This is a genomic window from Pseudomonas sp. G5001, from assembly GCF_013385475.1.
Lineage (GTDB): Bacteria > Pseudomonadota > Gammaproteobacteria > Pseudomonadales > Pseudomonadaceae > Aquipseudomonas.
Genome location: NZ_JACAPZ010000024.1, coordinates 21,385 through 48,001, shown reverse-complemented (window position 1 = coordinate 48,001; position 26,617 = coordinate 21,385). Strand labels below are relative to the sequence as shown.

The window sequence follows — 26,617 nt, the reverse complement described above, 5'->3', positions numbered from 1 at the left end:
GGCGCTTACAATTGCCATTACTTGGCCATCAATGCGGTATCAAGACTGGTTAGTAGCCAAAAGATGAGAAAAGTTCGCGGTTATTTTGTGAATTGGATCCCATTTTTCGATATCCCGGTTAACCAACCTCCTTGGTCCGCTCCTGCCCCGCCACCAACTTCAACCCTGGCCGCTCCACATGCCGGGACACATGGGCTGTCACTTCCTGCACGCCCCCTTCGTGGTCGTTATGAATCACCAGCACACCCGGGCGGCGCAGTTGCTCCAGGTCACCTTCCCCCAGGCTGAAGCTGTCGCTCAAATGCTGGTCGCTCAAGGCCTTGGCCGCCGAGCGCCGCTGGGCAAAGTGCTTGCCACGTCGCTGCTGGTAGCGTGCCCAACTGATCAGCACCACCGCGTTGAACACGGCAATCCACAGGTAGATCTGCAAGGTATCCAGCGCCGCGAAAATCGGCGCATCGATCCGCGGGCCGCCGTGGCTGTCAAGCATCGGCACCAGCCCGCGCACCAGCAGGATAATCAGCCCGGCCCAGGCCAGCAGGGTCAGGAATACGTCGATGGCCCACATCACCGGGCGCTGTTGGGTTCGGATCAGATTCATGGCTGCACATCCGTAGTGGGGGCTTTGATTCCGCGATCCGGGCTGACCCAGCGCGCGCGTTTCTGGTGTTGGCGGAACAGCACTTTGGGGAAGCTGACCAGGGTGGTGAATAGGCTCACCAACCAGAACACCAGCGGGTACCAGACGGTCCAGAACAGGGTTTTCCACAGGCCCTTTTCATAGCGCCGGTCGATCATGATGCTCACCGCGAACTGCACCAGGCACACCACCGCCAGCAGCAGGCCGGTGAAGGCCGGCGGCATCAGCGAGTCGACGGCGATGGCGGCGGGCAGCGTCACCACCTTGCCCACGGCCCAGAAAATCACCGAGAGCAAAAAGGTGAAGGCCCAACCGGTGGACAGGCAGTACTCGAACAGCAGCGGCCACAGGTAGCGATGGCGCCATTGCCAGATGCCACGAATATTTTTGAACAGCACTTCAGCGCCGCCCTGGGCCCAGCGCAGGCGTTGCTTCCACAGGCCGCCGAGGGTTTCCGGCATCAGGATCCAGCACAGCGCGCGAGGCTCGTAGAAGATGCTCCAGTGGTCCAGTTGCAGCTTCCAGCTCACGTCGATGTCTTCGGTGATCATGTCGGTGCTCCAGTAGTCGACCCGGTCCAGGGCCGCCCGCCGAAACGCCACCACCACGCCGGAGACGGTGAAGATCCGCCCGAAGACCCGCTGGGTGCGCTTGATCAAGCCGATGATCGAAGAGAACTCGCCCACCTGCACCCGGCCGATCAAGGTGGAGCGCGTGCGAATCCGCGGGTTGCCGGTGACCGCCCCCAGGCGCGGGTTGTCGAGCATCGGCGCCACCAGGTACGCCGCGGTGTTCGGCGAGAGCAACGCATCGCCGTCGATGCACACCAGGTATTCGCTGCGCGCCGCCACTGCGCCCATGCGCAGGGCCACGGCCTTGCCCTGGTTTTGCGCCAGGTGCAGCACCCGCAGGCGCGGCTCTTTCAGGGCCAACGCATCGAGCACGGCGGCGGTGTTGTCGCTGGAGCCATCGTTGATCGCGATCACTTCGATGTTGCGGTATTGCTGGGCCAACGCGGCGCCGATGGTCTCGGCGGCGTTGTCGCCTTCGTTGTAGCAAGGGATCAGGATCGAGATCAGCGGCTCACCGGCGAGTACCGGCGCCGGGGTGTCATCCGCCCACGGCCAGTGGCGCTCCCAGTGCAGCCAGAAGTACAGGCCGCCGGCGATCCACAAGCCGGACATGAACAGTGGATAGAAGAAGACGAAGTCCATCAGGAACTGCCCGGTGACCAGAAAGATCAGGCCCAGGGGCACACCCAATACCAGCGACAACACGATAAGCGCGAGGATTCTGTCGAACATGAGTCAAGGATTCCACTGGTTGGAAAGGGCCGGACGCACGGTTTTCAGATCCGGCGAATTCTCCAGGAAGTTGTCGGGGTAGTAGCCAAAACTGGTCACGCCCTGACGCTTGAGCACGCCCATCCACTCGGCCATTTGTGCACCGTCCAGATCGGGGGCGGCCGAGGTGCGCCAGTCCTTGGCTTGCAACTCGAAGACTGTGCGTTGCAGCGCGCCGGGGCGGGCCTTGACGGTGGCCACGAGCTTTTCCAGCCAGGCGTTGGAGCCTTTGAGGTCCTGGCCTTCCATCAGCGGCATGGCCATCGGCGCAGTCCAGTCGTAGCTGGTGAGGAAGTCGTCGAGGTTCTGCGCGAACCAGGCTTCGCTGCCCGGGTTGAGCATCGGTTCGGCGAAGATATTGCGTGCGGTCTGCACCTGCGGGCCGCGCAGCTTGCGGACCTTGGCCGTCAGCTCATGGGTGAAGTCGATCAGGTAGCGGCTCTTGAAACGCGTCCAGCGCTGCATCACCGCAGGGTCGGCGCGCAGGGCTTCGATGGTGTCCGGCAGGCCATTGGCGGCGTAGGCCTTGAGCGCCAGCGGGCTGGCGTCTTCGAAGTCCGACAGCACCGCGTCGTCGTGGAACAGCACGCCGTCGATGGCACTGGTGCGCGCCAGGTCTTCGTAGATCTCACCGATGACCTGCCGCACTTTCGGATCGAACGGCGACAGGCGCTGGTACTGGTCCGGGTCGATGGCGACCTTGCCGGTTTGCGGGTCCCAACGGGTGACGCGGGGCAGCTTCGAATCGAGGGCGAAACTGAGCACCGGCATCCAGGCAAATACGTTCACGTGGGCCCGGGTGCGCAGTTGCCAGGTGACGCGGTTGAACAGGTCGGCGCGCACCGGCAAATGGCGGTTGGGGAAGTACAGCGAACGCACCAGGCCATCGCCCTTGGGGTCGGCGAAAGCCTGCAGGAACACGGCGCTGGCGCCCATGTCGACCACGCGCTGGATCAGTTTGTCGAGGTTGCGCACCTGCTGTTCCGGGTCCGGGTCGTAGACGTTGTCCAGGTCCACATGCAGCACCCGCAGCGGGGCTTCAGTCTGGGTCGCGACGATGGCGTTGGCGTAGTGTTCGCCGTCCGGGTCGGAGGCCACCAGGAAGCGCGGGCTGCTCATCAGGTTGCCGAGGCTGTCGAGACCGTCTTCCAGGGTCAGGGCCATCTGGTAACCCTGCTCGCCCACCACCGCCAGCGAGGTGCCATCGGCAGCGCCGTAAGGCCACACCCACACGCGCGGCGCCTTGCCGGTGACGGCGCGGATCTTGTTGGAGATCGCCGTCACGTCGGTGCGCATCCGCGCCTGGAACTGGGCTTCGGTTTCGTAGCGATGGGTCGCCGGGTCAAAGCGTCGGGTGGTGGCGGCCGGTTGCAGGTTGCCTTGTGGGTTGGCCAGCACGCCCTTGTGATTGGCGTCGGTGTGCGCGGCGATTTCCACCAGGCCGGACTGGGCGATTTCGCGCACCTGCTGCCAGGTCAGGAAGTCCGAACGCGGGCGTGGTGTACCGGCGAAATCCACCGGCTGGTTCAGCGGCGTATCCACCCACGAACCCACCGGCGCCAGCAGCGCGTGCCAGTTGTAGCTGCGCAGGATCGGCATCACACGGGTGTAGAAGCTCGCGTAGCCGTCATCGAAACTGAGCATGATCGCCTTCGCCGGCAACTCCGGGCCGCCGTTGCGGGCCGCCAAAATCTGGTCGACGGTGACGGGCTGGTAGCCGTTTTCCCGCAGCCACGCCAACTGCTCGATCAAACGTTCGGTGCGCACGGCCACGACGGCCTGATCGGGGTCGCGGTCCTCGATGTCGTGGTAGGCGATACCGAGGAAATGGTTCTTCGGCCACGCCGCTTCGCTGGCAGGCTTGAGCCGCTCGGCGGGTGGAGTGAAAGGTGCGGGTTGCTGGGCGCAAGCGCTGCTCAGCATTAACCCCAGGGCCAACAGGCAACGGGACAAGACAGGCATGATCGGACTCTTCTAGAAGCGGTAGGTGAGGTCGACGATCAGGCGCAGGTCGCTTTCGCGCTCACCGTCATAAGGTCGGCTGATCCAGCTGAGGTTGGCGCCGGTTTCGAGCACGTCGTTCCAGCGAAACCGCTGGCCGTAGCCCACCAGTGCAACGCCGCCGGTACCGTAGTCGCGCTGGCTGTAGGTGCCCGCCCCCACCTGGAACTGCTGGCTCCACTGGGTTTCGTAGCGGTGGTAGAGCACGTGGTTGACGGTGGCCGTGGGCAGCACGCTGAAGTCCGAGCGCGGGTTGAAGTACGGCGTGTCCTCCTTGGTGTTGTGGCTGGTGCCGACTTCCAGGCCCAGGTCGACTTGCACCCCCGGCGAGCTGTACACGCCCTGGCGACCGGTGAGCAGCGCTTCAAGGCGGTTGTTGCCGTCGCTGAAGTGGGACGGGCTCAGGGCCAGTTTCCATTCGCGGCTTTCGTTGGCGCGCCAGCGGATAAACCCGCTGCCGCCGTTGGCAGTAATGTCGGCATTCAGTGCCCGCAGCGGGGTGCTCGCGGAGAGGTAATCGAGACTGCCGCCGTACTGCCATTGGTCATTGATGTCGCGGGCAATCGCGATGCGTGCGCCCTGCTTGTCGCCAAAGCCGTAGGAGTGGTTGGAGACCTCGGCTTCGAGGGTCATGTCGCGGGTGCGCCGCTCTACACCGAGGCGCTGCCAACGGTGTTGGCCGGTGCCCTCTTCGAAATCGGCGGTGGCGTAGCCGGCCCCGCCAAACACGCGCCAGTCTTCATCGATGGGCGGGCTGTAGAGCAAGGTTTCGATGCCGAAATCGCGGCTGCCGGACACCGCGCCCGCGCCGTCATCGCCGCCGCCGTTGCTTTTGCCGGTGTAGGCCTCGACGCGCAATTCGGCCATGTCGTGCACATCCCGCAGGCGGCTGAGGCGCTGTACCTGGCGGTTGTCCGGGGCGCGGTCGACCACGTCATCGGTGAGTGCATCGAGTTGGCGCCACTCCTGCAGATCGAGGGCAGTGTGGCCTTGGGAAACCTCCAGGCCGATGTCGCGCGGGGCCTGGGCTTCGGTTTCCTTGAGGGTGTTTTCGGCGCGCCGTGGCCAGTCGCGGGCACGGTACATATCGGCCTGGGCCAGGCGCAGGCCGATATTGCCGGGGGCCTGTTGCACCAGGGCTTCCAGGCCTTTTTCGCTGGCGGGCAGGTCGGCGCCATAGGTGCCGGCCTGGGCGGCCAATTGTTGGGCGTCCATCCAGGCGTCGTTGGGGTTGCCGATGGGCAAGCCCTTGAGCTCGACTCGGGGTTTCTGGGTGCTCGCCAGGTTGTCGGCGACTTCGCGGGCTTCCACCACTTGATCGTTTTCGAGCAGGGCGTAGAACAGCGCGGTGCTGTCTTCGACGTGATCGCCGGCGTCCGCATCGCTTGCCGCCAGGGCCTGGCGATACAGCGGCGCGGCCTTTTCCGGCTGGCGCTGGTCGAGGTAGGCGGCAGCGACCCAGCGCAGGGCGTAGGTCGGCAGTTGCACGCCTTCGCCCTTCAAGACTTGGTAATCGCGGATCACCTCGGCGGTGCGCGCCCGGGCTTTCAGCGCGCCCAGACGGTCGATGCGCCAGCGCACCACGTCATCATGGGCGTTGGCATCCGGTGTCCAGGTGGTGAGCAGTTGGTCGTAATCCTTGAGGGCACGGTCGGCGATGACGTAGCGCTCTTTTTCACTGCGGGTCGCGAACTCGGCCATGCGCACGCGCTCGGCGGCCAGGTCGCCTTCGAGGCGGCGTTGGGTGACCGGGTCCAACAGGCCAGGGCGCCGGGCAGCGAGGCGCAGGGCCGGTTCCGGCAGGCGCGCACGTTGCAGGGCGACGATGTATTCGCGGGCGACTTCAGGTTTGTTGCCGGCACGCATGAACGCCTGGTCGAATTCGAACAGCGCGTCATAGGTAGAACCGGCACGGGTCAGTGCGTAACCCAGGGCCATGCGGCGGTCGGCGTCGTCGGGCTTGGCGGCCACCAGGGCGCGGGTGCGCTGCACCGCTTCAGCGGTCTGGCCGGCGTCCGCCTGGGTCAGGGCCAGGCCGAGTTGCAAGTCCGGATTATTCGGCTCGCGCAGCAACGCCTGGCGATACACGGCAATCGCCGGTTCCCAACGCTGCTGGTTGCGATAGGTGCGGGCGACGGTGGCCAGCGCCTGGGTGGTGAGGGTGCGTGAGCGGCCCTGGGCCTCGTAGACCGTCAGCACCTCGGCGTCCTGGCGCGCCCAGCTGGCAATCAACAGGTGATCGCTGACCTGCCCCGGCGTCTGGCGCTCGGCGGGCATTTGGCGCAACAGGTTGAGGGCCGGACCATAGTTGCCACTGCGGGCCTGGTTGATCAGCGAATCATAGGCCGCATCGGCCGATGCCACGACGGGCCAGAGCAGTTGGCTGCACAGGGCCAGGCGGATAAACGGATGAATATTACGCGACATGTCGTCAGCTTCCTCACCAGGGAAAGCTGTAGCGATAAGTTCACCTGCACGACACTCCAGGCGGCCGGCATCTGATGACGCGGCCAAGCTTTCCCGGGGCGCAATATCCTTGAGGGGGGTACAAAAAAGGCCAATTCAGAACAATTGTTCAGAATTGGCCTACATCACTTTGAGCCGAATCTTATTGAGCGCCGCTGACCGCGCCGAACTTGCCCAGCACAAAACCAATGAATTGCTCGACGGTCATTTTCTGGCCGTTGAAGGTCACTTCATTGTTGGCGTAGTGCAGCTTGGACACGATATCGGTACCCACCAGGGTCGCCAGTTGAGTACCCACGGCCATGCCGCTGATCATCTCGCTGGCCATCTGGGATTGCTGCTCGATGGCTTTCGGGTCGGTCACACCACCGATCTGCGCCTGCAGGCCGGCAACGTCCTGGATCATCGGCTTGGACAGGGTCAGGTTGGCGTCCAGCAGCGCAACGATTTGCTTGCCCAGTTCAACCGGCGGCAGGTCCATGCTCGACGGCTTGGCGAAGTCCGCCACCAGGTTGAAGCGGCTCTCGCCATTGGTGGTTTTCAGCGACAGGTTTTCTACCGCCACTTGCGGCTTGGCAGCCAGCAGTTGGTCGACGTTGGCCTGGGCCAGGGTCTGCTCGGCTTCGGTCAGTCGCAACTCAGGCACGGGCTGGCCAGCAGCGGCAGCGGCCTGGGCCGGCTGTACTTTTTCCTGGTAGAGCTTGGTCAGTACCAGCATCGACGGGATGTCGACGTTCTTCATGCTGACGGCCATGGCCGCCGAACCCACGGGCTTGCCCTGGTAACCGATCTCGTCGATCTTGTAGTCGACGCGGCCGGCCAGGTTGTTGTCCTTGGTTTCGCTGCTGTCTTTCTGCTCAAAGTTCTTGAGAGTCAGCACTGCTTGCTGCGGGCCGAAGGTGACCTTGGTGTTGGTCAGCTCGACGGTGTTTTGCCCGGTGTAGAAACCGAAGGTGGTTTTTTCCAGGTTGCTGGCGATGGTCAGGCCGCTCAGCTCCGCATCCAGCTTGGCGTTGTTGGCATCGACAACCGAGACCTTGAGGCTGTCCATGTAGCCGCTGGCCTTGACCTTCTTGCCTTCGGCGGTGGAGTCGAAGTCGAGGTTGGCGCCGGAGAAGCTCACGGCCGACTTGTCGTCCTTGAGTTCCAGGGGCAGCAGTTCAACGTTGCCGGTCACCGAGCGGTCATAACCGATGTTGGCCACGCCTTTAAGGGGCGACACGTCCTTGCTGGCAGCGAACCATTTTTCGGTGGTGGGGTTTTTCTCGAGTTCGTAGTGACTGGTGGCCATGACCGGCAGCCACTTCAGCGACACCAGGCGCGAGAACGGCAGCGGGCCGTGTTCGATATGGTCGACGAACAGCAGTTCGGTGTCCTGATGATTTTCGCCGAACACCGCGCCCTGGGCCTTGAGGCGATAGTGGGCGGTGCTGCTGAACAGCTGGCGGTCGAGGGAGACCAGTTCGAGGGTCACGGTGCCGTCGACACCGGCCATGGAGGTCTGCAGTTCCTTGTTGGCGTCCTGGATGGCGGTTTGCAGCACCGGCTCCAGTTGCTTGCCGGTGTACCAGGCACCGCCTGCGCTGATTGCACCAATGGCGACGACGATACCCAAGAGAACGACTGCTGGCTTATTCATGTAGTGACCTGATCAAATCCTGTGAAGTGGGCTGTCTTCCCTGAACCCCGAAGGGTGTCGGCTCAAGCCCGCCGAAATCCGGGGAAGATTAGCATTGGCTGGCGTATGCAGCCCAATTTTTCAATAGGCGCAGACTTCAGCGCTGAACGGTAAAGTGCCTTCGCGAGCAAGCCCGCTCCCACATTCGACTGCATTCCAAAGATGGAACTCGATCGAATGTGGGAGCGGGCTTGCTCGCGAAGGCGTCAGTACAGACACCACAGATTTCAGGAATACTCGGTTTCGATCTCATCGAGTTGATGGTCGAAGCTTTTCAGGCGCGCCGTCCACGTATACACCAGCACCTCAAACTCACGGTGAATCACCGCATTGCCCGGCGTATCCGACTTGGGATCATAAAAATCCAGCTGGTAACGCTCTCGCGCCATCGCAGTGGCCACGTCGGATAATTCCCGGGCGTTATTCAGCCAATGCCGTCCGTCGGCGACTTGCCGATCAAGCATCACGCATTGTTTTTTCAGGGCTTCGAGGCTTTTTTCCAGCGGGGTGCCGGTCAGTTCACCCATGACTTCCTGGAAGGTGCGCCCCGGTTGCCAGTAGCTGCCCCAGAAGTAGCGGTCGAACACTGTCTCGACCCGACGCAGGGCAACCTTGGTGTCCCAGATCGCCACGCGGGTCTTGCCTTGTTCGAGCAGTCTTCGCTTGATTCGCTGGCCCTGGTAGGAGGCCCAGGCCACCACGCCGATGGACAGCACCGCGATCAGCGCGCTGGCGCTGTCGAGGAACACCATGGCCTTGTCGATTTGATGGGCCAGCATGATGCCGTAGAAGTAAGTCGCCGATAGCAACACCAGTGCGAAGAACACGCACCAGAAAGCGGGAGCATAAGGGTTTTTCATTATTGGAATCCCCATGAGCAAACGCGAGCAGTGACCAGCGGACCATCACGTAAGTCCGCCTGTCAAAGCATAGCAATCAGCTCAGGGTTTGCTGGCTTGTGTGGCTTGCGTTCGTCCACTTTCCCAGCCGCCGCCCAGGGCCAGGAACAAATCGATCTGGCTCATGGCAACCTGGGTGTTCGCCGCGGCCAGTTGCGCCCGCACGTCGGTGTAGGTGCGGGTGGCTTGCAGGTCGGCCAGGAACGACGCGCGGCCGGCCTGGAAGAACCGGTGCGTCTGCTCCGCCGCCTCTTTGGCCGACGCGCCGGCATCCGCCAGGGCATCGCGGCGTTGCAGTTGCGCGGTGTATTGCGCGAGGCCCGTCTGAGTTTCACGGATAGCGTTGAGCACCACCCCGTCGAAGTGCGCCAGGGCGCCCTGGGTCGCGGCTTCGGCTTCGTGGATGCGGGCGCGGGCGCCGTTGGTCGGCAGCGTCCAGCTGATCAGCGGGCCAAAGCCCCAACGGTTGGTGGCCGGCGTGCCGAGGTCATCCAGGATGCCGACGGTGCCCACGGTGGCGCCGATACTGATGTCCGGGTACAGCGCGCCGGTGGCCACACCGATGCGCGCGGTGGCCGCCGCCAGTTGGCGTTCGGCCTGGCGCACGTCAGGGCGACGCTTGAGCAGCGTGGCGCCATCGCCCACCGGCAGCAGTTGCGCGATGTGCGGCAGCTCGGCGCATTGGGCAGTGCCGGCCGGCAGCTGATCCAGCGGCCTGGCCAGCAACATCGACAGGCGGAACAGCCCGGCCTGGCGCAGTGCTTCATAGCGCGGCATTTCGGCGCGCAAGGATTTGTATTGGGTTTGCGAACGGGTGACCTGGGTTTCATCACCGCGCCCGGCATCCCGCAGGCGCTGGGTCAGGTGCGTGCTCTGGGCTTGCAGGTCGAGGGACTCGTTGGCGATCGCCAGCTCTTCGTTGGCCGCACACACTTGGGTGTAGGAGCGCACTACGTCCGCCACCAGCGTGATACGGGCGATATCGGACGCCGCCTGGGCCGCATCGGCAGTGGCCTGGGAGCTTTCAATGCCGCGCTGCAAGGTGCCGAACAAATCGAATTGATAGGAGGTGCTGATACTGGCGCTGCCGATATTCGCCACCGGGACTTTTTCCGTCAGCAAATAGGCCTCACCCGATTCTTGCAGGCGCTGGGCTTCGGCCTTGGCGCCGGCACTCCAGCCGCCGGCCGATTCGGCTTGCTGCACCTGATAGCGCGAGCGCTGCAAGTTGGCCGCAGCCACCCGCAGGTCGGTGTTGGAGGCCATGGCCTGCTCCACCAGCTTATCCAGGCGCGGGTCCTGGTAGAGCTTCCACCAGTCCGCCGGTACCGGCGCCGACACCACATTGCTGCCCTCCCCGGCCAACTGGCCCTGAAGGTCACCGCGGTTCACGGCCGCCTTGTCCGGCAGTTTGTAATCGGGCCCCACCACTTGGCAGGCCGCCAGCAACAACCCCAGCCCGGCGGTTGCTAAAAGCCGTTTCATGGCTGGTTCTCCGACTTGGGTTGGTCGTCGATGATCGACACGGTGGCGGTGCGCCCGGCAATCATGCGGAAGTCTGCCGGCACATCGTCAAACGCAATGCGCACCGGAATCCGCTGGGCCAGGCGCACCCAGCTGAACGCCGGGTTGACGTTGGGCAGCAGGTTGGAGCCGCTGGTGCGGTCACGGTCTTCGATACCGGCGACGATGCTCTGCACATGCCCGCGCAGGCGAGCGTTGTCGCCGATCACGCGGATGTCGACGCTCTGGCCGACGTGAATGCCGTCGAGCTTGGTCTCTTCAAAGTAGCCGTCGATGTGGAAGGAGTTGCTGTCCACCACCGACAACACCGGACGCCCGGCGGTCACGAACTCCTGGTTACGCGGCGCACGGTCGTTGATGTAGCCGTCCACGGGGCTGCGGATCACCGAGCGGTCCAGGTTGAGTTGCGCGGCATCCACCGCCACTTGCGACTCGGCCAGGGCCGATTGGGCACGGGCGACGCGGGACTGGCTTTCTTCCAGTTGCTCGCTGGCCACCAGGTTGCCGAGGCCACGGTTACGCTTGTTCTCGCGCACGGCCTGGGCCAGGGTTTCCTGACGGTCGGCCACGGCGGCCTGGGCCTGGCGCAGGGCCAGCTTGAAACGGTCCTGGTCGACGGAGAACAGCACCTGGCCGCGCACCACCAACTGGTTGTCGCGCACGTCCACTTGCTGGATCAACCCGGACACGTCCGGGGCGATCTGCACGATGTCGGCACGGATGTGGCCGTCACGGGTCCACGGCGCGAACATGTAGTACATCACCATGCGCCACACCACGACGCAGGCGAAGGTCACCACCAGTAACGTCAGGACTACACGGCCAATGGTCAAAAAAGGTTTTTTCATGTCATGAGGTATCGACTGAGTGAATCCACTGCGCCCAGCAACAGAGCGTAGAGACCCACATTGAACAATGCCCGGTGCCAGACCAGGCGATAGAAGTGGACGCGGGTCAACAGCCCGTGCACCACCAGGTACAACACATACGTAATGCCCATCAGCACCAGCAACGTGGGCAGGAACACCCCGCTGATATCCAGATCACCGATCATAAAGGCGCTCCATCGGGTAACGGCGCTTCCATCTCTGTGCCGCCAAGAAATTCCACGCCGGGCAACAGCGCCAGGCGCAAGCCGCTGAGAGCGTGCAACAAATGCAGGCGGGTTTCGTCCTCGCCTTGCAGGCCCTGGCCGTTGAGGGCGCGGCGGGTACGGTCGAGGGTCATCAGCAGACCGCTGGGGGCCGGCAGACGTTCACCGGCCTTGAGGCAGGCCTTGAAGTAACCGCCGACGCCTTCCACCACCTGGTTCAACAACACCCGCGGCACCCCGAGGATGCGCGGCGAGTACGCCAGCAGGTCCAGCAGGTTCAGCGCCACCCGCACTTCCCGCAGAGCGATGCCGGTGTCCTGGCCGGTCATGGCCAGGCGCGGCAGGTGTTGCATCAGGCGGTCGAGCATTTGCACGCCCATCTTGCGGTGTTCGGCCAGGGTCGCAGGCTCGGTCAGGGTGACGATGTCGCGCCAGCTGAAACGGGTCAGGCGCTTGGCCGCAAGCTCGGCGCCGAACGGCCGGGCAATCAGGGTCCAGACAAAGGCGAACAACAGGCCCACCGGGCCCGCCAGGTTGGAGTTGGCAAAGGCCAGGAAGTCCGCGTCGTAGGCACCCTGGATGCTGATGAACGACGAGGTATTGACCAGCGTCAGCAGCATGCCGAGGTAGAAACGCGGCTGTACCGTCAGCGTGCCGATGCAGATAAAGGGCACCGAAAACGCCAGCACCAGCATCGGGAAATCGTGCAGGTTGGGCAGCACCAGAAACAGGTAGAGGCTGGCGAACAGCACCGACATCGCGGTCCAGAAAAAGAACCGGTAGATCTGCGGCGCCGGGTCGTCCATGGAGGCGAAGAAGCTGCAGGCCACCGCCGCGAGGATCACCGCGCTGCCACCGTCGGTCCAGCCCAGCAGGATCCACAGCACCGAGGCGACGATGATCGCGGTGACGGTGGAAAACGCCGAGTAGAACATCAGGCCACGGTCGAGGAATGGCGTCAGCCGGCCCAGGCGCCAGTGGCGGTAAACTGCGCGCCAGCTGTCCTGGCTTTCGCACTGGATGGCGGCTTGCAGGCTGCGGCAGTCTTGCCACAGATCCACCCACTCGCCCAGGCGATACAGGGCGTTGGAGAACAGCAACTGATGGCGGTCATCCAGGGCGTCGGCATCGGGTTGCAGGGCTTCGATCTGGTCGCGCAGGACACGCCAGCGTTCGAGGGGCGCATCCTTTTGCGTGCTGACCAGCCACTCGTTGGCGGCGGTCAGCAGCGGCGTGAAGCGCTCGAGCAACTCCGGGGCGCGGTGTTCCAGGGCGTACACAGCGTCGTCCAGTGCGTCGATCACCGGCAGCAGGTGGATCATCCGCCCGCGCAGCTCCTTTGTATTGCGCACCGTTTGCGGCCGGGAGCCCTCGTGGGGCAGTTGGCCGATCATCAATTCCAGGGTGTTGAAGGTAGCGACCATGCCGCCGCGCAGGGTGCTGATTTCCTCGGGTTGCACGTTGCGGCTGAGGAAGCGCTGGCTGTAGACCTGGGCGTCGGCAAACCACTTGCTCACCGAGTCATCGAACACCGGCGCCAGGCGTCGCGGCCAGAACATCGCCCCCACCACCGCCGCCACGGCGATGCCGAGGAAGATCTCTTCGGTCCGCGCTTCGGCCACATCCCACACCGCCAGCGGGTTATCCACCACCGGCAGGGCGATCAGCGGCAAGGTGTAGCCGGCCAGCATCAGCGCATAGCTGTTGGCGGTGCGCAGGTGCAGGGACAGGAACAGCAGAATCCCGGTCCACAGCGCGATCACCACCACCAGCAAGTAAGGCGTCTGCACAAACATCGGCACAAAAAACACCGCTGCGGCCGCCCCCATGAAGGTACCGACCGCCCGGTACAGCGCCTTGGAGCTGGTAGGGCCGACAAACGGGCTGGACACGATATACACCGTGGCCATCGCCCAATACGGACGCGGCATTTGCATCAGCATGGCGATGTACAACGCGATCATTGAAGCGGCGAATGTCCTTACGCCGTAGAACCAATCCTTGGCCGGCGGCATGCCGGTAAAAAATCCGTTCAAGAACTCACAACCATGGGATGTTGATTGGCACCTTCGAAGGCCCGCAGTACACGCAAAGCAGCTTCCAGGTCATCGGGGTCGATTGTCGCCAGCACCTCGCGACGCAGGCGCACCAGTTGCTGTTCCACTGCCTGCACCAGCTCGCGGCCACGCGCGGTGAGGCTCAAGGCCTTGGCGCGGCGGTCGTGGATGTCTTCGGTGCGGCACACATAGCCGGAACTGCACAGCTGATCCAACAGGCGCACCAGGGACGGGCTTTCCATCCCGGCGGCCTGGGCCACCTTGACCTGATGCACACCGTCGCCGAGGCGGCCGATCATCAGCAGCGGCACGGCGCAGGCTTCGGAGATGCCATAGCTGACGAGCGTGGTCTGGCAGATTTTGCGCCAGGTCCTGGCACCTACCACCATGCTGCTGCTGATGTTCATCTGGAGTTGTTCGAGGGTCTGGGACACTGGATTATTCGCATACAGTTAGTTTGCTAACTATCAATATGGTCGATGGATCCAATGCAGTCAAGTTTTGATACAAATTTGCGGATGGGAGGATGGCCCGTGGGCTAAGTAAAGCTGGTTTGGGGAAGGTGTTTCGCCGTCAGCAACCGTCAGTCGCCTCACTCAGCTCACATGCGTCGTCAGGTATGCACGTTGTATACACTTCGTACATACCAATCTAGAGCATTCACTTATGTCAAAACTAGCCGTTTTCACCTTGAAGCTTGAGTCGGAACTACGCGACCAATTCATGGCCGAGTGCGAGGCTACCCACCGTCCTGCATCGCAAATCGTGCGAGATATGATGCGTCAGTTTGTCCAGGCCCAGCAGGAATCACGGGAGTACGACGCGTTCTTGCAGCGTAAAGTAGACGCCTCTCGCGCCTCGATACAGGCAGGCAGAGAGATTTCCAATGAGGATTTGGAAGCTGAGTTTTCTGCGAAACGTGCTCACGTAGATAATCAGGAATGAGGGTTGCCTGGACGCCGGAAGCGGCGCAGGACCGTAGGGATATCTGGGACTTTTTATTTGAGAAAAACCCACAAGCCGCAGCCGATATGGATCGACGCTTCAGCAGTGCAGTGCTGGGGCTGGCAAAACACCCAGAAATCGGCCCACTCGGCAGGATCACAGGTACACGCGAAGTCATTCCTCATCCAAGCTACCGCCTTGCTTACCAACTTGAGCCCGACGTAGAAAGGGTCGTGGCGCTTGTGCACACCGCTCGCCAATGGCCACCAGAGAAAGCAACCGCCTCTTGACGGCCTAGACTCCTCGCCCCTCTCTCAACCGCAAATTCAACTCATCCACCACCTCCGCCCAATCCGCGTCCTCCAGAATCTCTTCACGCAAAAACGCCCGCTGAGCCGGCGTCCAGAAAAAAGCATCCGCCAGGTGCAGTTCGGGTTTGAGTGGGGAGTGGACCGCGATGAACCGCTCGATACTGACCGGGTCTTCCGGCAAACCGAGCTGTTTGAACAACGATGGCAAGTTGTGGACTGGGGATTCCATGAGGCGTTCCTGGAGAGTAGGTTCACCTGAGTCTAGCCCCCCAGGCGAACATAAACCTCTCGGGTGTTGCGCAGATTAATCACAGCCCTCACGGTGCACGCCCGCTGGCGCGTTACACAGCACGAACAGCCGGGCCCGCGCGCCGCCGCCGTCCTGTTGGCTGAGCTGACGCCATCCGGCCGGCAACGGGGCAAACTCATCCGGCGGCTCCGCGGCGCTGATCAGCCATACACGCTGGATCTCGGCGGGTAACACCGACAAGCGATCAAGGTAGATGCGCCCGCCATCCTGGTCCACCAGGGTGCCAAAACCATAGGCATTAGGCCGGGTGGACTTGCCGGCGGCGGTCGGCGGTGTGAAAAGCTGCAACTGGGCGTCGGTCTCGTCGTAATAGACGTAGGGCAGGTACCACAGCATGTCGCTGATGACGATGCGGTCATCTTCCTGGTAGTTACGATTGACGAACTCCACCACCACGTTGAATTGATCATGCTCATCGACGGTGGAGTTGGTCTTCACGCCCACCAGCTCGACCCCGACAAACAACACGAAGACTGCCGCTGCTGCGAGCGGCAGGCGCGACGACAGACGGTCGACGGCCAACGCCACGATGATCGGCAAACTCATCGCGTAGGCGGTGAGATAACGCTCGATAAACACCGGGGAAATAAACGAAACCCCATAGACCAGCAGCACCGGCAGCATGAAAAAAAGCCCCAGCAGCCAGCCAAAGCGAAAGCGGCTTTGATCGCGCCAGGCAGTCATACCGACCAGCGCCATCAGCAATAACGGAAACACCACAAAGAGCGGTCGCCACAAGTGGTCGCCCGGGTCCTGAATGAGGAACTGCCACACCATCGACGGCACGGAATACAGGTTGACCGGGTCTTCCCAGCCAATATCACCGCCCACCTTGAGTTCTTCGGTGTGCTGCACCAGGCCCAGCAGATTCGGGAGCCAGGGCAAGTACAGCAACACAATGGCAACGTTGGCCACCCACCAGCCCGCACGCGTGACCAGGCGCAGGCCGCCGGCCCGTGGCTGGCGCAGCAACAGCAGCCATGACCAATGCACCAGCACGCACAACGCGGTGAAATAGTGGGTGTAGAAGGCTGCCGTCATCAACAGCGCATAGGCCACCAGATAGCGCTTGCGCTCAGGCTGGCGGACCCAATACACCAGGGCCAGGGTGGCGGCCAGCAGCCACACGCCCAGCAGCGAATACATCCGCACTTCCTGGCTGTAGCGCACTGCCGTGGGCAGCAACGCCAACAGAATCCCGGCCAGCACCGCCGCGCGACGGGTCGCGACCAGCCTTGTCAGCCAGATTCCCAGGCCGACTGCGACCACACCGGGGATCGCACTCATGCTGCGCAGGGAGAAAATGCTGTCGCCGAACACCTCGATCCAGCCGCGCAGCATGCAGAAATACAGCGGCGGATGAACGTCATGTGCGGCGTGAAACCACAGGTCTTCCAGGGAATACTCGGCGAGCAGCAGGCTTGAACCTTCATCGCCCCAGATGGCGGAGGCGGTCAGGCCATAGAAACGCACGGCCATGGCCAACGCCACCAGCGGTACCCACCACAACCGAGCCAGCCAGCCGGCATTCTCCCAAAGGCCAGGATTGAGCACGGGCAATGCCCCGGCCTTGTTGTCTTGTTCCGCCACAGAGCGTCGCACCTCTACTTCCTCACCCACTACTGAACCTGCGCTTGCGCGAACACCCGCCACTCTAGGTCAAAAGGCCTTGATTCGCCCGCTGTTTTGCATGGATTTGACCAACCATCCGCCAATCGGACAAATCTGAATTTTGCGCAGGACGTCTCCGACGCTTTCATCGGATCACGCTATGATTGCTGCCTTCCATGGATTCAGGATCAAGGACATTTCATGCGCATCGGTCTTCTGTCACCCCTGGCACTGGCATTGCTCGCCACCCTTCCCCTCCAGGCCCACGCCAGCGGCGATGACTCTTGCTACCCGGATTGGCGGGTGTCGCGCAACAGCCTGGACGTGTGCAGCAACCTGCCCTTCCTGAGCCCCGGCAATGACAGCCGGGTCAACCTGCGGCTGTTGCTGGCGGACAAAAACGTCATGCCGCTGGCGCCGAATGCCTTGGGCGAGCAGGACGTGTCCGAAGGATTTGGCCCGGTGCCCTTTCCGGTGTATCGGCTTATGCCGGCTGCGGATGAGCCCGACAACAAACCCGACGACTCGCGCACCGCCGAACTGGATGCACTGCTCAGCCCGCTGGGGATCACGCGCGACGACGCCAAGACCGCCGGTGAAGCCTTCCTTTCCGGCGAAGGCAGCCGCTGCCGCAGCAACGCCGATGACAGTGCCGCCGCGTTTATCAGCCAGGTGGTGAAGGCCGATGTACCGCAGGCCGAGCGCCAGTTACTGGCCAAGCTGCGGCTGCAGATGCTCGGCAGTTGTTCCTCGGACGGCGTAGCGGCAGGCGAGGCCGACCAAATCAAATCGGCAGACGGCCAGGCATTGCTCACCTACCTGAAAGCCGCCGGGGACTTTTACAGCGGACGCTTCAGCGATGCGCAAAAAGGTTTTGCCGGGCTGACGAGCAGCTCGCTGCCCTGGCTGAAGGAAACAGCGCTGTACATGACCGCCCGCACCGCGCTGAACGACGCCCAGCAAAATGCCTTCGATGAATACGGCACACCGTCGCTTGAGCATGTGGATAAGTCTGCCCTGCAACGGGCCGAAAGCGCTTTCAACGACTACCTGAAAACTTATCCACAGGGCGAATACGCCGCCTCCGCCCGTGGCCTGTTGCGCCGGGTGCACTGGCTGGCGCCCAACCCCGACAAACTGGCGGACGACTTTGCCTGGCAACTGACCCAGGCCACCGATGCCCAGCGCAACGTGTCGCTGGATGAACTGGTGCAGGAAGCCGACACCAAGCTGCTGACCAGCACCACGGCACCTGTGGGCAACCCGCTGATCCTGGCCCTCAACGACCTGATGTGGATGCGTGCCGGTGAGCCGCCGAAGCTCACGCGTGAAGCGCTCGATGCACAAAAAGCGGTGTTCGCGCAGGAGCCCGCGCTGTATGCCTACGTGCAGGCGGCGTTTGCCCTGAACGTCGAGCATCAGCCCGACCGTGCCTTGAAGCTGCTGCCGCAAGACGTGCCGTCGAATCTCGACTACTTCGCTTTCAGCCAACAGACCCTGCGTGGCCTCGCGCTGGAAGCCAAGGAAGACTGGAAAGCCGCCGAAGCGCTGTGGCTGCAACTGCTGCCGCTGACCAAGCAACCGTTGCAACGTGACCAGCTGGAGCTGGCATTGGCGATGAACTACGAACGCAGCGGCCAGCTGGCCAAGGTATTCGCCGCCGATTCGCCGATCAGTGCCAAGCAGGTGCGCTATATCCTGCTGCGCAACGTCGCCGGTCCCGACCTGCTGCGCCAACAGCTTGCCCATGCCGAAGACCCGGTAGAGCGCCAGACTGCGCAATTCACGCTGCTCTATAAAGACCTGCTGCGCGGCCAGTTCGAGACCTTTGCCGAGGACCTCAAGCAACTGCCCGCCTCGGTTCCCGATGACAAGCTCGGCACCAGCCTGGGCTACGTCTACAGCGGCGGCCAGTCGTTGAGACTGTTCCAGTGGAACGGTGACAAGGCCGAGTCCGGCTACACCTGCCCGAGCATCGCGCAAATCGCCAGCACCTTGCAGGCCGATCCGAAAAACCCGCAGGGCCTGAACTGCCTGGGGGAATTCGTCCTGCGTAACGGCCTGGACGGCATGCCCCTGGAACAAGCGCGCTCCGCCGGCAGCCTGGGCAGTACCGCCTCGCCCTTCAAGGGTGAAACCTTCTCGCGACTGGAGGGCTACAAGCGGGTGATCGGCAATCCCAAGGCACCGCGAAACGACAAGGCCTACGCGCTGTTTCGTGCCATCAACTGCTACGGACCTTCGGGCTACAACAGTTGCGGTGGCGAGGACGTCGACAAGAACGTGCGCAAAGGCTGGTTCCGCCAGTTGAAAACCGGGTTCGCCGACACCCAGTGGGGCAAGTCGCTGCAGTACTACTGGTAAGCCGTGAAGCGTTTCTGGCTGGCCCTGCTCCTGCTGGCAAGCCCGGCCTTCGGCGCGGTGGACGCCCGCGACCATGACGCGTTCTGGCTGTGGAGCGGCGTCGCGCCGCAGCCGGTGCTCAAGCAGGCGAAAACCCTGTACATCCTCCAGGGCCAGATCAACTCGACCCGCCGCGCGCCCCGGCGTGGCGTGCAATTCATCGCCCAGGGCATGAGTGTGCCGCGCATCACCCAGGGTGAAATCTGGGTGGTGTACCGCGCCCACACCCTGCACTGGCCCGAGTCGGTGTACAGCCAGATGCTCGGCCAGGTGCAACGCTGGCGGGATGCGGGCAACCCGGTGGTGGGCATCCAGATCGACTTCGATGCGCGCACGCAATACCTCGACGAATACGCGGATTTCCTGCGCGACCTGCGCCAACGCTTGCCCAAGGATCTACGCCTGAGCATCACCGGGCTGATGGACTGGAGCAGCAACGCCGACCCGGCCGCCATCGCACAACTCAAGGGCGTGATTGATGAAGTGGTGGTGCAGACCTACCAGGGCCGCCACAGCATCCCGGACTACGCGGCGTATCTGCCACGCATGAACCGGTTGGGGGTGCCGTTCAAGATTGGGTTGATTCAGGGTGGGGCATGGGAGGAGCCGGGGTATTTGAAGGGGAGTGAGTGGTTTCGCGGGTATGTGGTGTTTTTGCAGAATCCCTGAGTGCCCACGGTCCTTGGACTGTGGGCACTCAGGGCTAAAAAACGCCCGCGAATGACCGGTATCTACCAGTCATAAGTCAAGCTCGACACCACCGTGCGCCCTTCCCCGTAGTAACAATCCAGGTCACTGGTGCACTGCGACACGTAGGTCTTGTTGGTGAGGTTCTGCACGTTCATTGCCAGCTTCACGCCTTTGAGCTTGAACGCCGAGCGGCCCAGGTCGTAGCTCAGGCTGGCGTCGTAGACGGTATAGGACGGAATGCTGAACGCCCCTGCGTAGTAATCACCAAAGCTGCTGCGAACGTAACGCGCGCCCAATCCTGCGCCAACACCGGCCAGGGGTGTGTCGCCAAGGACGGTGTAGTTGACCCAGACCGAAGCGGTAAGCGGCGCAATGCCGGCCGGATGCCGGCCCTGACGACCGTCGTTGTCCTTGGTGTACTTGATGTCATTGCGCGCCGCTGACGCGACCACGTCCCAGGCATCGCTGAGGGACGCCTTGGCTTCCAGCTCCACGCCACGTGAGCGCATGGCACCGCTCTGGGTGCTGAAGGTGGTGTCTACCGGGTTGGTGGTCAGCACGTTTTTCTGATCCAGTTGATAGACCGAAACCTGCACAAAACTCTTCTGGCCCGGCGGCTGGTATTTCAGGCCGACTTCGTACTGGTTGCCGGTAGAGGGGTCAAATGGTTTGCCGCTGATATCGGTGCCCGACAGCGGCAGGAAGGATTCGGAGTAGCTGACAAACGGCGCCAGGCCATTATCGAACAGGTACACCAGACCGGCCCGGCCGGTGAACGCCTGGTCTTTGCTGCTGGTGCGGGTGTCGGCCAGTGGTTCCTTGTTGACCACGTTGGCCCAGTCGTAGCGCCCGCCAAGGACCAGCGCCCACTTGTCCAATTTGATCTGGTCCTGCACGTACAAGCCGGTCTGGGTCACGGTGCGGTCCCAGCGATAAGGCTGGCCGAAATTCAGCCGCTGGCCATAGACCGGCTTGAACAGGTCGATCACCGGCGGATTACGATCGTACAGGCCGTGGAATTGCGAGTTGAAGTGGTAGTAATCCAGGCCAACGATCAACGTGTGGGACAGGGCGCCGGTGTCGAACTCCGCCTGGGCGATGCTATCCACACCGAATACTTTGTTGTGCTGCGACCAGTCCACACCGAAGCGTTGCAGATAGCGTTGGTCTTGCACGCCGGTTACCGGGTTGGGCACAAATCTGTAGCCGTGCAACGGTGCGGTGTAGCGGTCGTCCACTTCGGCGTAGCGAGCGTTTTGCTTGAGGGTCCAGGTGTCGTTCAGGCGATGGGACACCTCATAGCCCAACACGTACTGCTCGCGGTTGTACTGGTTGACGCCTGGCTCACCGATGAACACATCACGCTTGATCTTGCCGTTGGGGTTGTCCCAGATCGTCCCGGACGCGGGCAACCCCTGGGCCTCGGGCACGCCTTTGTCTTTCTGGTACTGGGCGAACACGGTCAGGCGCGTGTCGTCGTTGGGCTGCCAGGTCAGGCTGGGAGCGATGAACTGGCGTTTGTTCTCGACGTAGTTGATCTCGCCCTGTTCGTCCTTGGCCAGGCCGGTGAGGCGATAGAGAAACTCGCCCTGCTCATCCAGCGGTCCTCCGAGGTCGATGGCGGCGCTTTTGTGCTCGTAGGTGCCGGCCTCCAGCACCACTTGATGCACCGGGGTTTCGCTGGGGCGCTTACTGACCATGTTGACGATGCCACCCGGTTGGTTCTGCCCGTACAAGACCGAGGCCGGCCCCTTGAGCACTTCGATGCGCTCCAGGGAATAGGGCTCGATCTGCAAAGCACCGCCGGTGCTTCCGCCGCCGTAGGGCAAGTGCAAACCGTCGAGGTACAGCGGCGTCGGCGTAAAGCCACGGGAAGTAGGCTCATCAAACAGTTTGACCCGATCGGAAAAACCGCCGGCCGTCATGCCCGGTGTATAGAGCAACGCCTGGGTAACGCTTTGCGCGCCCCGCGCCTTGATCTCGGCGGCGGTGATGACGTTGATGGTCTGGGGGATTTCCACCAGCGCCGAATCGGTCTTGCTCCCGGTGGCGCTGCGCTTGGCAACGATGCCGTCGACCGGGCCCCAGGCCGTTTCCTGATCCTGTTGACCACTGATCTGCGTCGCACCGAGTTGCAGCGCGCCGCTCGCGGGCAGGGCCTGCAATGACCAGCCGCCCTGGGATTGCACCGCGACCAATCCGCTGCCGGCCAACAAACGCTCCAACCCTGGCCCGGTGGCGTAGCGGCCCTGCAAGCCGGCGCTGCGCTTGCCTTGGGTCAGCAAGGCGTCCACCGACAACAGAATCCCCGAGGCGCTGGCGAACTGGTTCAAGGCCTGGTCGAGGTTGCCCGCCGCAATGTTGTATTGGCGCAGGGCTTCAGCACTCTCCTGGGCCTGGACCACGCTCGGCACCACAGGCGCCGTCGCCAGCAGACTGACAAACAGGCCACGGCGCAGGGCGCGGGCCAGGGGTTGGATTGGGTGGTGCGACATTGCAGGGCTCCCCGTGAGAACGCTTCTTGATTGGCTTTCAAGAGGTATCCCGGACGGGGTTGGAAAACCGACAAGCCGTAGGCAAAAAATTTTTTAGCCCCGCGCCTTGATCGTGACCCAATAGCGCGTCACCGCCTGTACCTGCACCGGCAACGAACGCTCAAGCGCGTGGAGAATCGCGTCGGTGTCATTCAGCGGAAACACGCCGGTCAACAGCAAGCCGGCCACTGCCGCATCGCAGCGCAACAGCCCCGGGCGATAACGGCTCAACTCGGCAACGAACTGCCCCAGCGGCTGGCGCTCGGCGATCAAGCGGTTCTCGGTCCAACTGCTGGCATTGGCATCCACCGGCACCAGCGTCGAAGTCCGGCTGGCGCTGAACCACAGGCTGTCCCCGGCATTCATCTGCACCGCCGCACCGCGCACCGGACGTACCTGCACACGTCCTTCATACAGGTCGACGCGGCTGCCATCGTCCACTTCACGCACGGCAAACCGGGTGCCCAAGGCCTGCACATCTCCGGCCGGGGTTTCGACGATCAATGGCCGGGACGGGTCGTGGCCACTGGTCAACAGCATCTCGCCACGTATCAGGCGGATACGCCGCTCACTGGCGCTGAAGCGCAAGTCGACCGCGCTGTTGCTGTTGAGGTCCAGGCGTGTGCCATCGCTCAAGGTCAGGTGACGAATCTCGCCGGTGGCGGTGCGGTATTCGGCAAACGCCGCCTGCCAGGGCTGGCTGCTTTGCACCAGATAGCCGCTGCCACCGGCCACCAGCAACAGCCCGAGCAGTTTCAAGGCGGCACGGCGTTGGGTGTCTGGTGTATCGCGTAACACCGCGCGGGCACTGTCGACAGGCACACCGCCGAGGGTTTGCTGTAACTGCTGCAAGCGCTTCCAGGCGCGCCGGTGTTCCGGATCGGCCTCCTGCCAGCGCACGAAGGCCTGGCGCTGATCGCCGTCCATCTCGCCGCCCCATTGCAGCATCAACCACTCGCTGGCTTGCTCGACAATGGCCGGGGCAATCGGCGCTTCGTGCGGGGTTCTCATTCTTCGTAGACGACCTGGTAGCAGGCGAGAATCGCCCGGGTCATGTACTTCTGCACCGAGCTGACAGTGACCTCCAGGCGCTCGGCGATCTGTGCGTAGCTCAGCCCTTCGAACTGCGACAACAGAAATGCGCGGCGCACGTTGTCGGGCATGCGGTCGAGCATGGCGTCGATCTGCATCAGGGTTTCGAGGATCAGTGCGCGGGTTTCCAGGGACGGGGATTCGGGCTCCGGCAGGTGGGCAATGCTTTCCAGGTAGGCACGCTCGATGCGCAGGCGTCGCCATTGATCAATCACCAGGTTGCGGGCGATCTGCGTCAGGTAGCTGCGGCTTTCCTTGTCACCGGGAAAGCGCCCCGATACCAGTAAGCGCAGGAAGGTGTCCTGCGCCACATCGGCGGCGTGTTCGCGATCCCCCAGGCGTTTGCGCAGCCAGCCTTGCAGCCAGCCATGATGGTCGCGATACAGGAGATGAAGCTGTTGCCGGCCGTCAGTCGCGGTGTCCATGAAAAGCTCGGATACGTTATTGAGAGCAATTATCATTACACCATGTTGCACGGCTGGCAAAGTTCTTTGTCATTCAGCGTCCGGCGGTCTGCAACGGGTACACCGACTCCCAGCCCCCACCCAATGCCTTGTACAACCCGACCATGGCCAGGGACACACTGGTGGAGCTTTCCACCCACTGCTCCTGGGTCGCCAGCAACGCACTTTGCACGGTCAGTACGTTGACGAAATCCACCACGCCTTCGACGTATTGATGCTGCGCGGTGCTGAGGGCGATCTGGTTCTGCCGCACGGCTTCGGCGAGGCTGTCGCGCCGCAGTTGGCTGGCGTTGTAGCGGGTCAGTTGATCGTCGATTTCATGCCAGGCCCGCAGCACGGTCTGCTGGTAGGCCAGGGCCGCCTCCTGTTGCTGGGCTTCGCGCAGATCGAGCATGCCTTGCAACCGGCCACCGTTGAAAATCGGCAAGCTCAGTTGCGGGCCGAAGGCGAATGCACGCGAACTCCACGAGCCGAAATCCGCCAGCTGCAACGCCTGGGAGCCCACGCTGCCAGACAGGGTGATGCGCGGGTAGAAGTCGCCCTTGGCCACACCAATGGAGGCGGTGGCCGCATGCAAGCGAGCTTCGGCCTGGCGGATATCCGGGCGGCGCTCGGCCAGTTGCGACGGCAGGCCGATGGCGACCTGGCGTTGGGTTTGCGGCACCGCAGCGTCCTTGGACAGCTCGGCGTACAAGGCTTGTGGCGGTTCGCCCATCAGCAGGCTCAGGGCGTTGATCAACTGGTCCTGGCGTTGCTGCAAATCCGGCAGGCGCGCCTCGATGGCGGCCACTTGAGCAGCGGCTTCGGCTACGTCCAGGTCAGTGGCGACACCATCGGCCAGGCGCAGTTGCGAGAGCTTCAGGCTGTGGCGCGCCACCTCGAGGTTTTGCTCGGTGACGGCGCGGGTGTTTTGCACGCCGCGCAGTTGGATGTAGTCCTGGGCGGTTTCCGCCAGCACCGACAACAGCACCGCGCGGCGGTCGTTTTCGGCGACTTGCAGGGTGGCGTCGGCGGCTTCGGTTTCGCGTTTTACCCGGCCCCAGAAGTCCAGTTCCCAGGCGGCGGAGAAACCCATGTCCCACTGGTTGAACGCCGAGCGGCCGTTCTTGCCCGAGGCATCGCTCAAGCCATCGGCGCTGTTGCGCTGACGCAGGTAATCGCCGGTGGCGTTGACGGTCGGGTAGCGCTCGGCGGTGATCACCTGGCGCGCCGCGCGGCTTTGTTGCAGGCGGCTGCTGGCGAGTTTCAGGTCAAGGTTATCGGTCAGCGCGCGATGGGTAAGCGCGGTGAGCTGCGCGTCGTGGAACACTTCCCACCAGCGCTCTTCCAGCGGGTCGTTGACCGCGTGGCTGGCGGCTTGCCGGCCATGGGGCTCGGTCCATTGGCCGACTGGATTCTGCGGGCGCTGGAAGTCCGGGCCGACGGTGCAGGCACTCAGGGTGAGCAGGCTCAAGGTTAACCAGGCAAGGCGTCTCATTGCTGCGCCACCTCACGTTGCTGGGCGGCGGCGTGGGTGTCGACGCTGGCTTCCACCGACATGCCGACCCGCAGGCGCTCGGTCAACGCCTGGCCGGGCTCCAGGATGATTTTTACCGGAATACGCTGCACCACCTTGGTGAAGTTGCCGGTGGCGTTGTCGGGTTTGACCGAGGCAAATGTCACGCCGGTAGCTGGCGCCAGGCTTTCGAGGTGGCCCTTGAGCACTTCGCCGTCGAGGCTGTCGACCTTCACGTCCACCGTTTGGCCAGCGTGCATGTGGGACAACTGGGTCTCCTGGAAGTTGGCCACCACGTAGGCCTCGGCCAGCGGTACCACGGCGAGGATCTTGCTGCCCGGCGTCACATAGGCGCCGACCCGCACCGCGCGCTCGCCGACCATGCCGTCCACCGGCGCGACGATGCGGGTGTACGACAGCTGATAGCTGGCCATTTCCAGTGCGGCCTGGGCACGTTTCAGGCCGCCCTCTGCCGCATCACGCTGGGCGCTGAGGATTTCCACCTGCTTGCGTTCAGCGGCCAGCACCGCCGTGGCATTCGCCAGGCGTGCGGTGGCCTGGTCAATACGCGTCTTGGCTTGCTGGGCGTTCTGCACGGTGCCGGCGCCTACACCCGCGAGGTGGTTGTAGCGGTTCAGTTCGTGTTCGGCAAACGCCACTTCGGCGCGATCCGCCGCCACAGTCGCCTGGGCCTGGGCGATCACCGAGCTTTGGCGCTCCAGGGTTGCCGTGGCATTTTTCAGCTGCGCCTGGGCCACCAGCGTATCGGCATCGGCCGCCTGGGCAGCGGCGCGGAAGTCACGGTCATCGATCAGCGCCAGCAACTGCCCGGCCTTGACCCGCTGGTTGTCTTCCACCAGCACTTCCTTGATGAAGCCGGCCACACGCGGCGCCACCAGGGTGTAGTCAGCGGCGACGAAGGCGTCGTTGGTGCTCTGGCGTTTGCTGCCGAACACACCCGGCGCCAGCAGGTAAACCAGCACACCTACGGCAAACACGGTGATGACGGTTACAGCGATTTTGTCTTTGCGTTTCATAACAATCCCTTTGGCTCAGTGAGC

The 26,617-nt window shown here is 63.1% G+C and carries 22 protein-coding genes; 4 read left to right on the top strand and 18 right to left on the bottom strand.

Annotated elements, in window-relative coordinates; all coding sequences use genetic code 11:
* Nucleotides 1-118: 118 nt before the first annotated feature.
* The 11 genes from pgaD to HX805_RS19940 form a co-directional block, all read right to left on the bottom strand.
* Nucleotides 119-601: a poly-beta-1,6-N-acetyl-D-glucosamine biosynthesis protein PgaD gene (pgaD, locus tag HX805_RS19990; protein WP_003218178.1), complete on the bottom strand. Its 483-nt coding sequence runs from the start codon at nucleotides 599-601 to the stop codon at nucleotides 119-121.
* Complete coding sequence (gene pgaC / locus HX805_RS19985; RefSeq protein ID WP_003218180.1) at nucleotides 598-1,944, bottom strand: poly-beta-1,6-N-acetyl-D-glucosamine synthase; 1,347 nt, start codon at nucleotides 1,942-1,944, stop codon at nucleotides 598-600. Before pgaC ends, pgaD begins: the two co-directional genes overlap by 4 nt.
* Before the next feature lie 3 nt (nucleotides 1,945-1,947).
* Entirely contained in the window at nucleotides 1,948-3,945 is a 1,998-nt protein-coding gene (gene pgaB, locus HX805_RS19980) for a poly-beta-1,6-N-acetyl-D-glucosamine N-deacetylase PgaB (RefSeq protein WP_177117227.1), read from the bottom strand.
* 12 nt (nucleotides 3,946-3,957) lie between these two features.
* Nucleotides 3,958-6,411: a poly-beta-1,6 N-acetyl-D-glucosamine export porin PgaA gene (gene pgaA / locus HX805_RS19975; RefSeq protein ID WP_177117226.1), complete on the bottom strand. Its 2,454-nt coding sequence runs from the start codon at nucleotides 6,409-6,411 to the stop codon at nucleotides 3,958-3,960.
* Between the two features lie 181 nt (nucleotides 6,412-6,592).
* Nucleotides 6,593-8,089, bottom strand: a complete 1,497-nt coding sequence (locus HX805_RS19970; protein WP_177081703.1) for a YdgA family protein — start codon at nucleotides 8,087-8,089, stop codon at nucleotides 6,593-6,595.
* Between the two features lie 266 nt (nucleotides 8,090-8,355).
* On the bottom strand, nucleotides 8,356-8,988 hold the full coding sequence (locus HX805_RS19965) for a hypothetical protein (protein WP_003218188.1): 633 nt from the start codon (nucleotides 8,986-8,988) through the stop codon (nucleotides 8,356-8,358).
* An 81-nt stretch (nucleotides 8,989-9,069) separates the two neighbouring features.
* Nucleotides 9,070-10,512, bottom strand: coding sequence for an efflux transporter outer membrane subunit (locus tag HX805_RS19960; RefSeq protein ID WP_003218190.1), 1,443 nt, complete (start codon nucleotides 10,510-10,512; stop codon nucleotides 9,070-9,072).
* Nucleotides 10,509-11,399, bottom strand: a complete 891-nt coding sequence (locus tag HX805_RS19955) for an efflux RND transporter periplasmic adaptor subunit (RefSeq protein WP_177081704.1) — start codon at nucleotides 11,397-11,399, stop codon at nucleotides 10,509-10,511. Before HX805_RS19955 ends, HX805_RS19960 begins: the two co-directional genes overlap by 4 nt.
* On the bottom strand, nucleotides 11,396-11,605 hold the full coding sequence (locus HX805_RS19950) for a DUF1656 domain-containing protein (protein ID WP_003218193.1): 210 nt from the start codon (nucleotides 11,603-11,605) through the stop codon (nucleotides 11,396-11,398). Before HX805_RS19950 ends, HX805_RS19955 begins: the two co-directional genes overlap by 4 nt.
* A complete protein-coding gene (locus HX805_RS19945) occupies nucleotides 11,602-13,680 on the bottom strand; it encodes an FUSC family protein (RefSeq protein WP_177081705.1) in 2,079 nt (692 codons plus the stop codon). The genes HX805_RS19950 and HX805_RS19945 overlap by 4 nt, the downstream gene beginning before the upstream one ends.
* Nucleotides 13,677-14,108 (bottom strand): MarR family winged helix-turn-helix transcriptional regulator, encoded by a 432-nt coding sequence (locus HX805_RS19940; RefSeq protein WP_008433651.1) that lies wholly within the window; start codon nucleotides 14,106-14,108, stop codon nucleotides 13,677-13,679. The genes HX805_RS19945 and HX805_RS19940 overlap by 4 nt, the downstream gene beginning before the upstream one ends.
* A 259-nt stretch (nucleotides 14,109-14,367) precedes the next feature.
* Between HX805_RS19940 and HX805_RS19935 the strand changes: the two genes are divergently transcribed.
* Both HX805_RS19935 and HX805_RS19930 read left to right on the top strand, forming a co-directional pair.
* The gene (locus HX805_RS19935; protein WP_003218199.1) at nucleotides 14,368-14,646 is read left to right on the top strand and encodes a hypothetical protein; all 279 of its coding nucleotides are present in this window, start codon (nucleotides 14,368-14,370) and stop codon (nucleotides 14,644-14,646) included.
* Complete coding sequence (locus tag HX805_RS19930; RefSeq protein WP_177027844.1) at nucleotides 14,643-14,936, top strand: type II toxin-antitoxin system RelE/ParE family toxin; 294 nt, start codon at nucleotides 14,643-14,645, stop codon at nucleotides 14,934-14,936. The genes HX805_RS19935 and HX805_RS19930 overlap by 4 nt, the downstream gene beginning before the upstream one ends.
* Before the next feature lie 4 nt (nucleotides 14,937-14,940).
* Here HX805_RS19930 and HX805_RS19925 read toward each other — a convergent pair whose 3' ends face one another.
* Nucleotides 14,941-15,186 (bottom strand): DUF2789 domain-containing protein, encoded by a 246-nt coding sequence (locus HX805_RS19925; RefSeq protein ID WP_102605404.1) that lies wholly within the window; start codon nucleotides 15,184-15,186, stop codon nucleotides 14,941-14,943.
* 75 nt (nucleotides 15,187-15,261) lie between these two features.
* Complete coding sequence (locus HX805_RS19920; protein WP_371133010.1) at nucleotides 15,262-16,869, bottom strand: glycosyltransferase family 39 protein; 1,608 nt, start codon at nucleotides 16,867-16,869, stop codon at nucleotides 15,262-15,264.
* A gap of 210 nt (nucleotides 16,870-17,079) precedes the next feature.
* Here HX805_RS19920 and HX805_RS19915 point away from each other — a divergent pair, with 210 nt between their 5' ends.
* Nucleotides 17,080-19,242 carry an outer membrane assembly lipoprotein YfiO gene (locus HX805_RS19915; RefSeq protein ID WP_177117225.1) on the top strand — a complete coding sequence of 721 codons (2,163 nt, stop codon included), beginning with the start codon at nucleotides 17,080-17,082 and terminating at the stop codon, nucleotides 19,240-19,242.
* A gap of 3 nt (nucleotides 19,243-19,245) precedes the next feature.
* A complete protein-coding gene (locus HX805_RS19910) occupies nucleotides 19,246-19,950 on the top strand; it encodes a DUF3142 domain-containing protein (protein WP_008433644.1) in 705 nt (234 codons plus the stop codon).
* 62 nt (nucleotides 19,951-20,012) lie between these two features.
* Here the strand turns inward: HX805_RS19910 and HX805_RS19905 are convergent, their stop codons facing one another.
* The 5 genes from HX805_RS19905 to HX805_RS19885 all read right to left on the bottom strand — a co-directional run bounded on the left by HX805_RS19905 (nucleotide 20,013) and on the right by HX805_RS19885 (nucleotide 26,593).
* The gene (locus HX805_RS19905) at nucleotides 20,013-22,466 is read right to left on the bottom strand and encodes a TonB-dependent siderophore receptor (protein WP_177081709.1); all 2,454 of its coding nucleotides are present in this window, start codon (nucleotides 22,464-22,466) and stop codon (nucleotides 20,013-20,015) included.
* 93 nt (nucleotides 22,467-22,559) lie between these two features.
* On the bottom strand, nucleotides 22,560-23,516 hold the full coding sequence (locus HX805_RS19900; protein ID WP_177081710.1) for a FecR domain-containing protein: 957 nt from the start codon (nucleotides 23,514-23,516) through the stop codon (nucleotides 22,560-22,562).
* A complete protein-coding gene (locus tag HX805_RS19895) occupies nucleotides 23,513-24,022 on the bottom strand; it encodes a sigma-70 family RNA polymerase sigma factor (protein ID WP_008433639.1) in 510 nt (169 codons plus the stop codon). Before HX805_RS19895 ends, HX805_RS19900 begins: the two co-directional genes overlap by 4 nt.
* A 73-nt stretch (nucleotides 24,023-24,095) precedes the next feature.
* A complete protein-coding gene (locus HX805_RS19890) occupies nucleotides 24,096-25,538 on the bottom strand; it encodes an efflux transporter outer membrane subunit (protein ID WP_177081711.1) in 1,443 nt (480 codons plus the stop codon).
* Nucleotides 25,535-26,593, bottom strand: coding sequence for an HlyD family secretion protein (locus tag HX805_RS19885; RefSeq protein WP_003218219.1), 1,059 nt, complete (start codon nucleotides 26,591-26,593; stop codon nucleotides 25,535-25,537). Before HX805_RS19885 ends, HX805_RS19890 begins: the two co-directional genes overlap by 4 nt.
* Between the last annotated feature and the right edge of the window lie 24 nt (nucleotides 26,594-26,617).

Excerpts from the sequence above, each read along its gene's own strand:
- pgaD (WP_003218178.1), bottom strand. The coding sequence starts at position 601 with ATGAATCTGATCCGAACCCAACAGCGCCCGGTGATGTGGGCCATCGAC.
- pgaC (WP_003218180.1), bottom strand. The coding sequence starts at position 1,944 with ATGTTCGACAGAATCCTCGCGCTTATCGTGTTGTCGCTGGTATTGGGT.
- pgaB (WP_177117227.1), bottom strand. The coding sequence starts at position 3,945 with ATGCCTGTCTTGTCCCGTTGCCTGTTGGCCCTGGGGTTAATGCTGAGC.
- pgaA (WP_177117226.1), bottom strand. The coding sequence starts at position 6,411 with ATGTCGCGTAATATTCATCCGTTTATCCGCCTGGCCCTGTGCAGCCAA.
- HX805_RS19970 (WP_177081703.1), bottom strand. The coding sequence starts at position 8,089 with ATGAATAAGCCAGCAGTCGTTCTCTTGGGTATCGTCGTCGCCATTGGT.
- HX805_RS19965 (WP_003218188.1), bottom strand. The coding sequence starts at position 8,988 with ATGAAAAACCCTTATGCTCCCGCTTTCTGGTGCGTGTTCTTCGCACTG.
- HX805_RS19960 (WP_003218190.1), bottom strand. The coding sequence starts at position 10,512 with ATGAAACGGCTTTTAGCAACCGCCGGGCTGGGGTTGTTGCTGGCGGCC.
- HX805_RS19955 (WP_177081704.1), bottom strand. The coding sequence starts at position 11,399 with ATGAAAAAACCTTTTTTGACCATTGGCCGTGTAGTCCTGACGTTACTG.
- HX805_RS19950 (WP_003218193.1), bottom strand. The coding sequence starts at position 11,605 with ATGATCGGTGATCTGGATATCAGCGGGGTGTTCCTGCCCACGTTGCTG.
- HX805_RS19940 (WP_008433651.1), bottom strand. The coding sequence starts at position 14,108 with ATGAACATCAGCAGCAGCATGGTGGTAGGTGCCAGGACCTGGCGCAAA.
- HX805_RS19935 (WP_003218199.1), top strand. The coding sequence starts at position 14,368 with ATGTCAAAACTAGCCGTTTTCACCTTGAAGCTTGAGTCGGAACTACGC.
- HX805_RS19930 (WP_177027844.1), top strand. The coding sequence starts at position 14,643 with ATGAGGGTTGCCTGGACGCCGGAAGCGGCGCAGGACCGTAGGGATATC.
- HX805_RS19925 (WP_102605404.1), bottom strand. The coding sequence starts at position 15,186 with ATGGAATCCCCAGTCCACAACTTGCCATCGTTGTTCAAACAGCTCGGT.
- HX805_RS19915 (WP_177117225.1), top strand. The coding sequence starts at position 17,080 with ATGCGCATCGGTCTTCTGTCACCCCTGGCACTGGCATTGCTCGCCACC.
- HX805_RS19905 (WP_177081709.1), bottom strand. The coding sequence starts at position 22,466 with ATGTCGCACCACCCAATCCAACCCCTGGCCCGCGCCCTGCGCCGTGGC.
- HX805_RS19900 (WP_177081710.1), bottom strand. The coding sequence starts at position 23,516 with ATGAGAACCCCGCACGAAGCGCCGATTGCCCCGGCCATTGTCGAGCAA.
- HX805_RS19895 (WP_008433639.1), bottom strand. The coding sequence starts at position 24,022 with ATGGACACCGCGACTGACGGCCGGCAACAGCTTCATCTCCTGTATCGC.
- HX805_RS19890 (WP_177081711.1), bottom strand. The coding sequence starts at position 25,538 with ATGAGACGCCTTGCCTGGTTAACCTTGAGCCTGCTCACCCTGAGTGCC.
- HX805_RS19885 (WP_003218219.1), bottom strand. The coding sequence starts at position 26,593 with ATGAAACGCAAAGACAAAATCGCTGTAACCGTCATCACCGTGTTTGCC.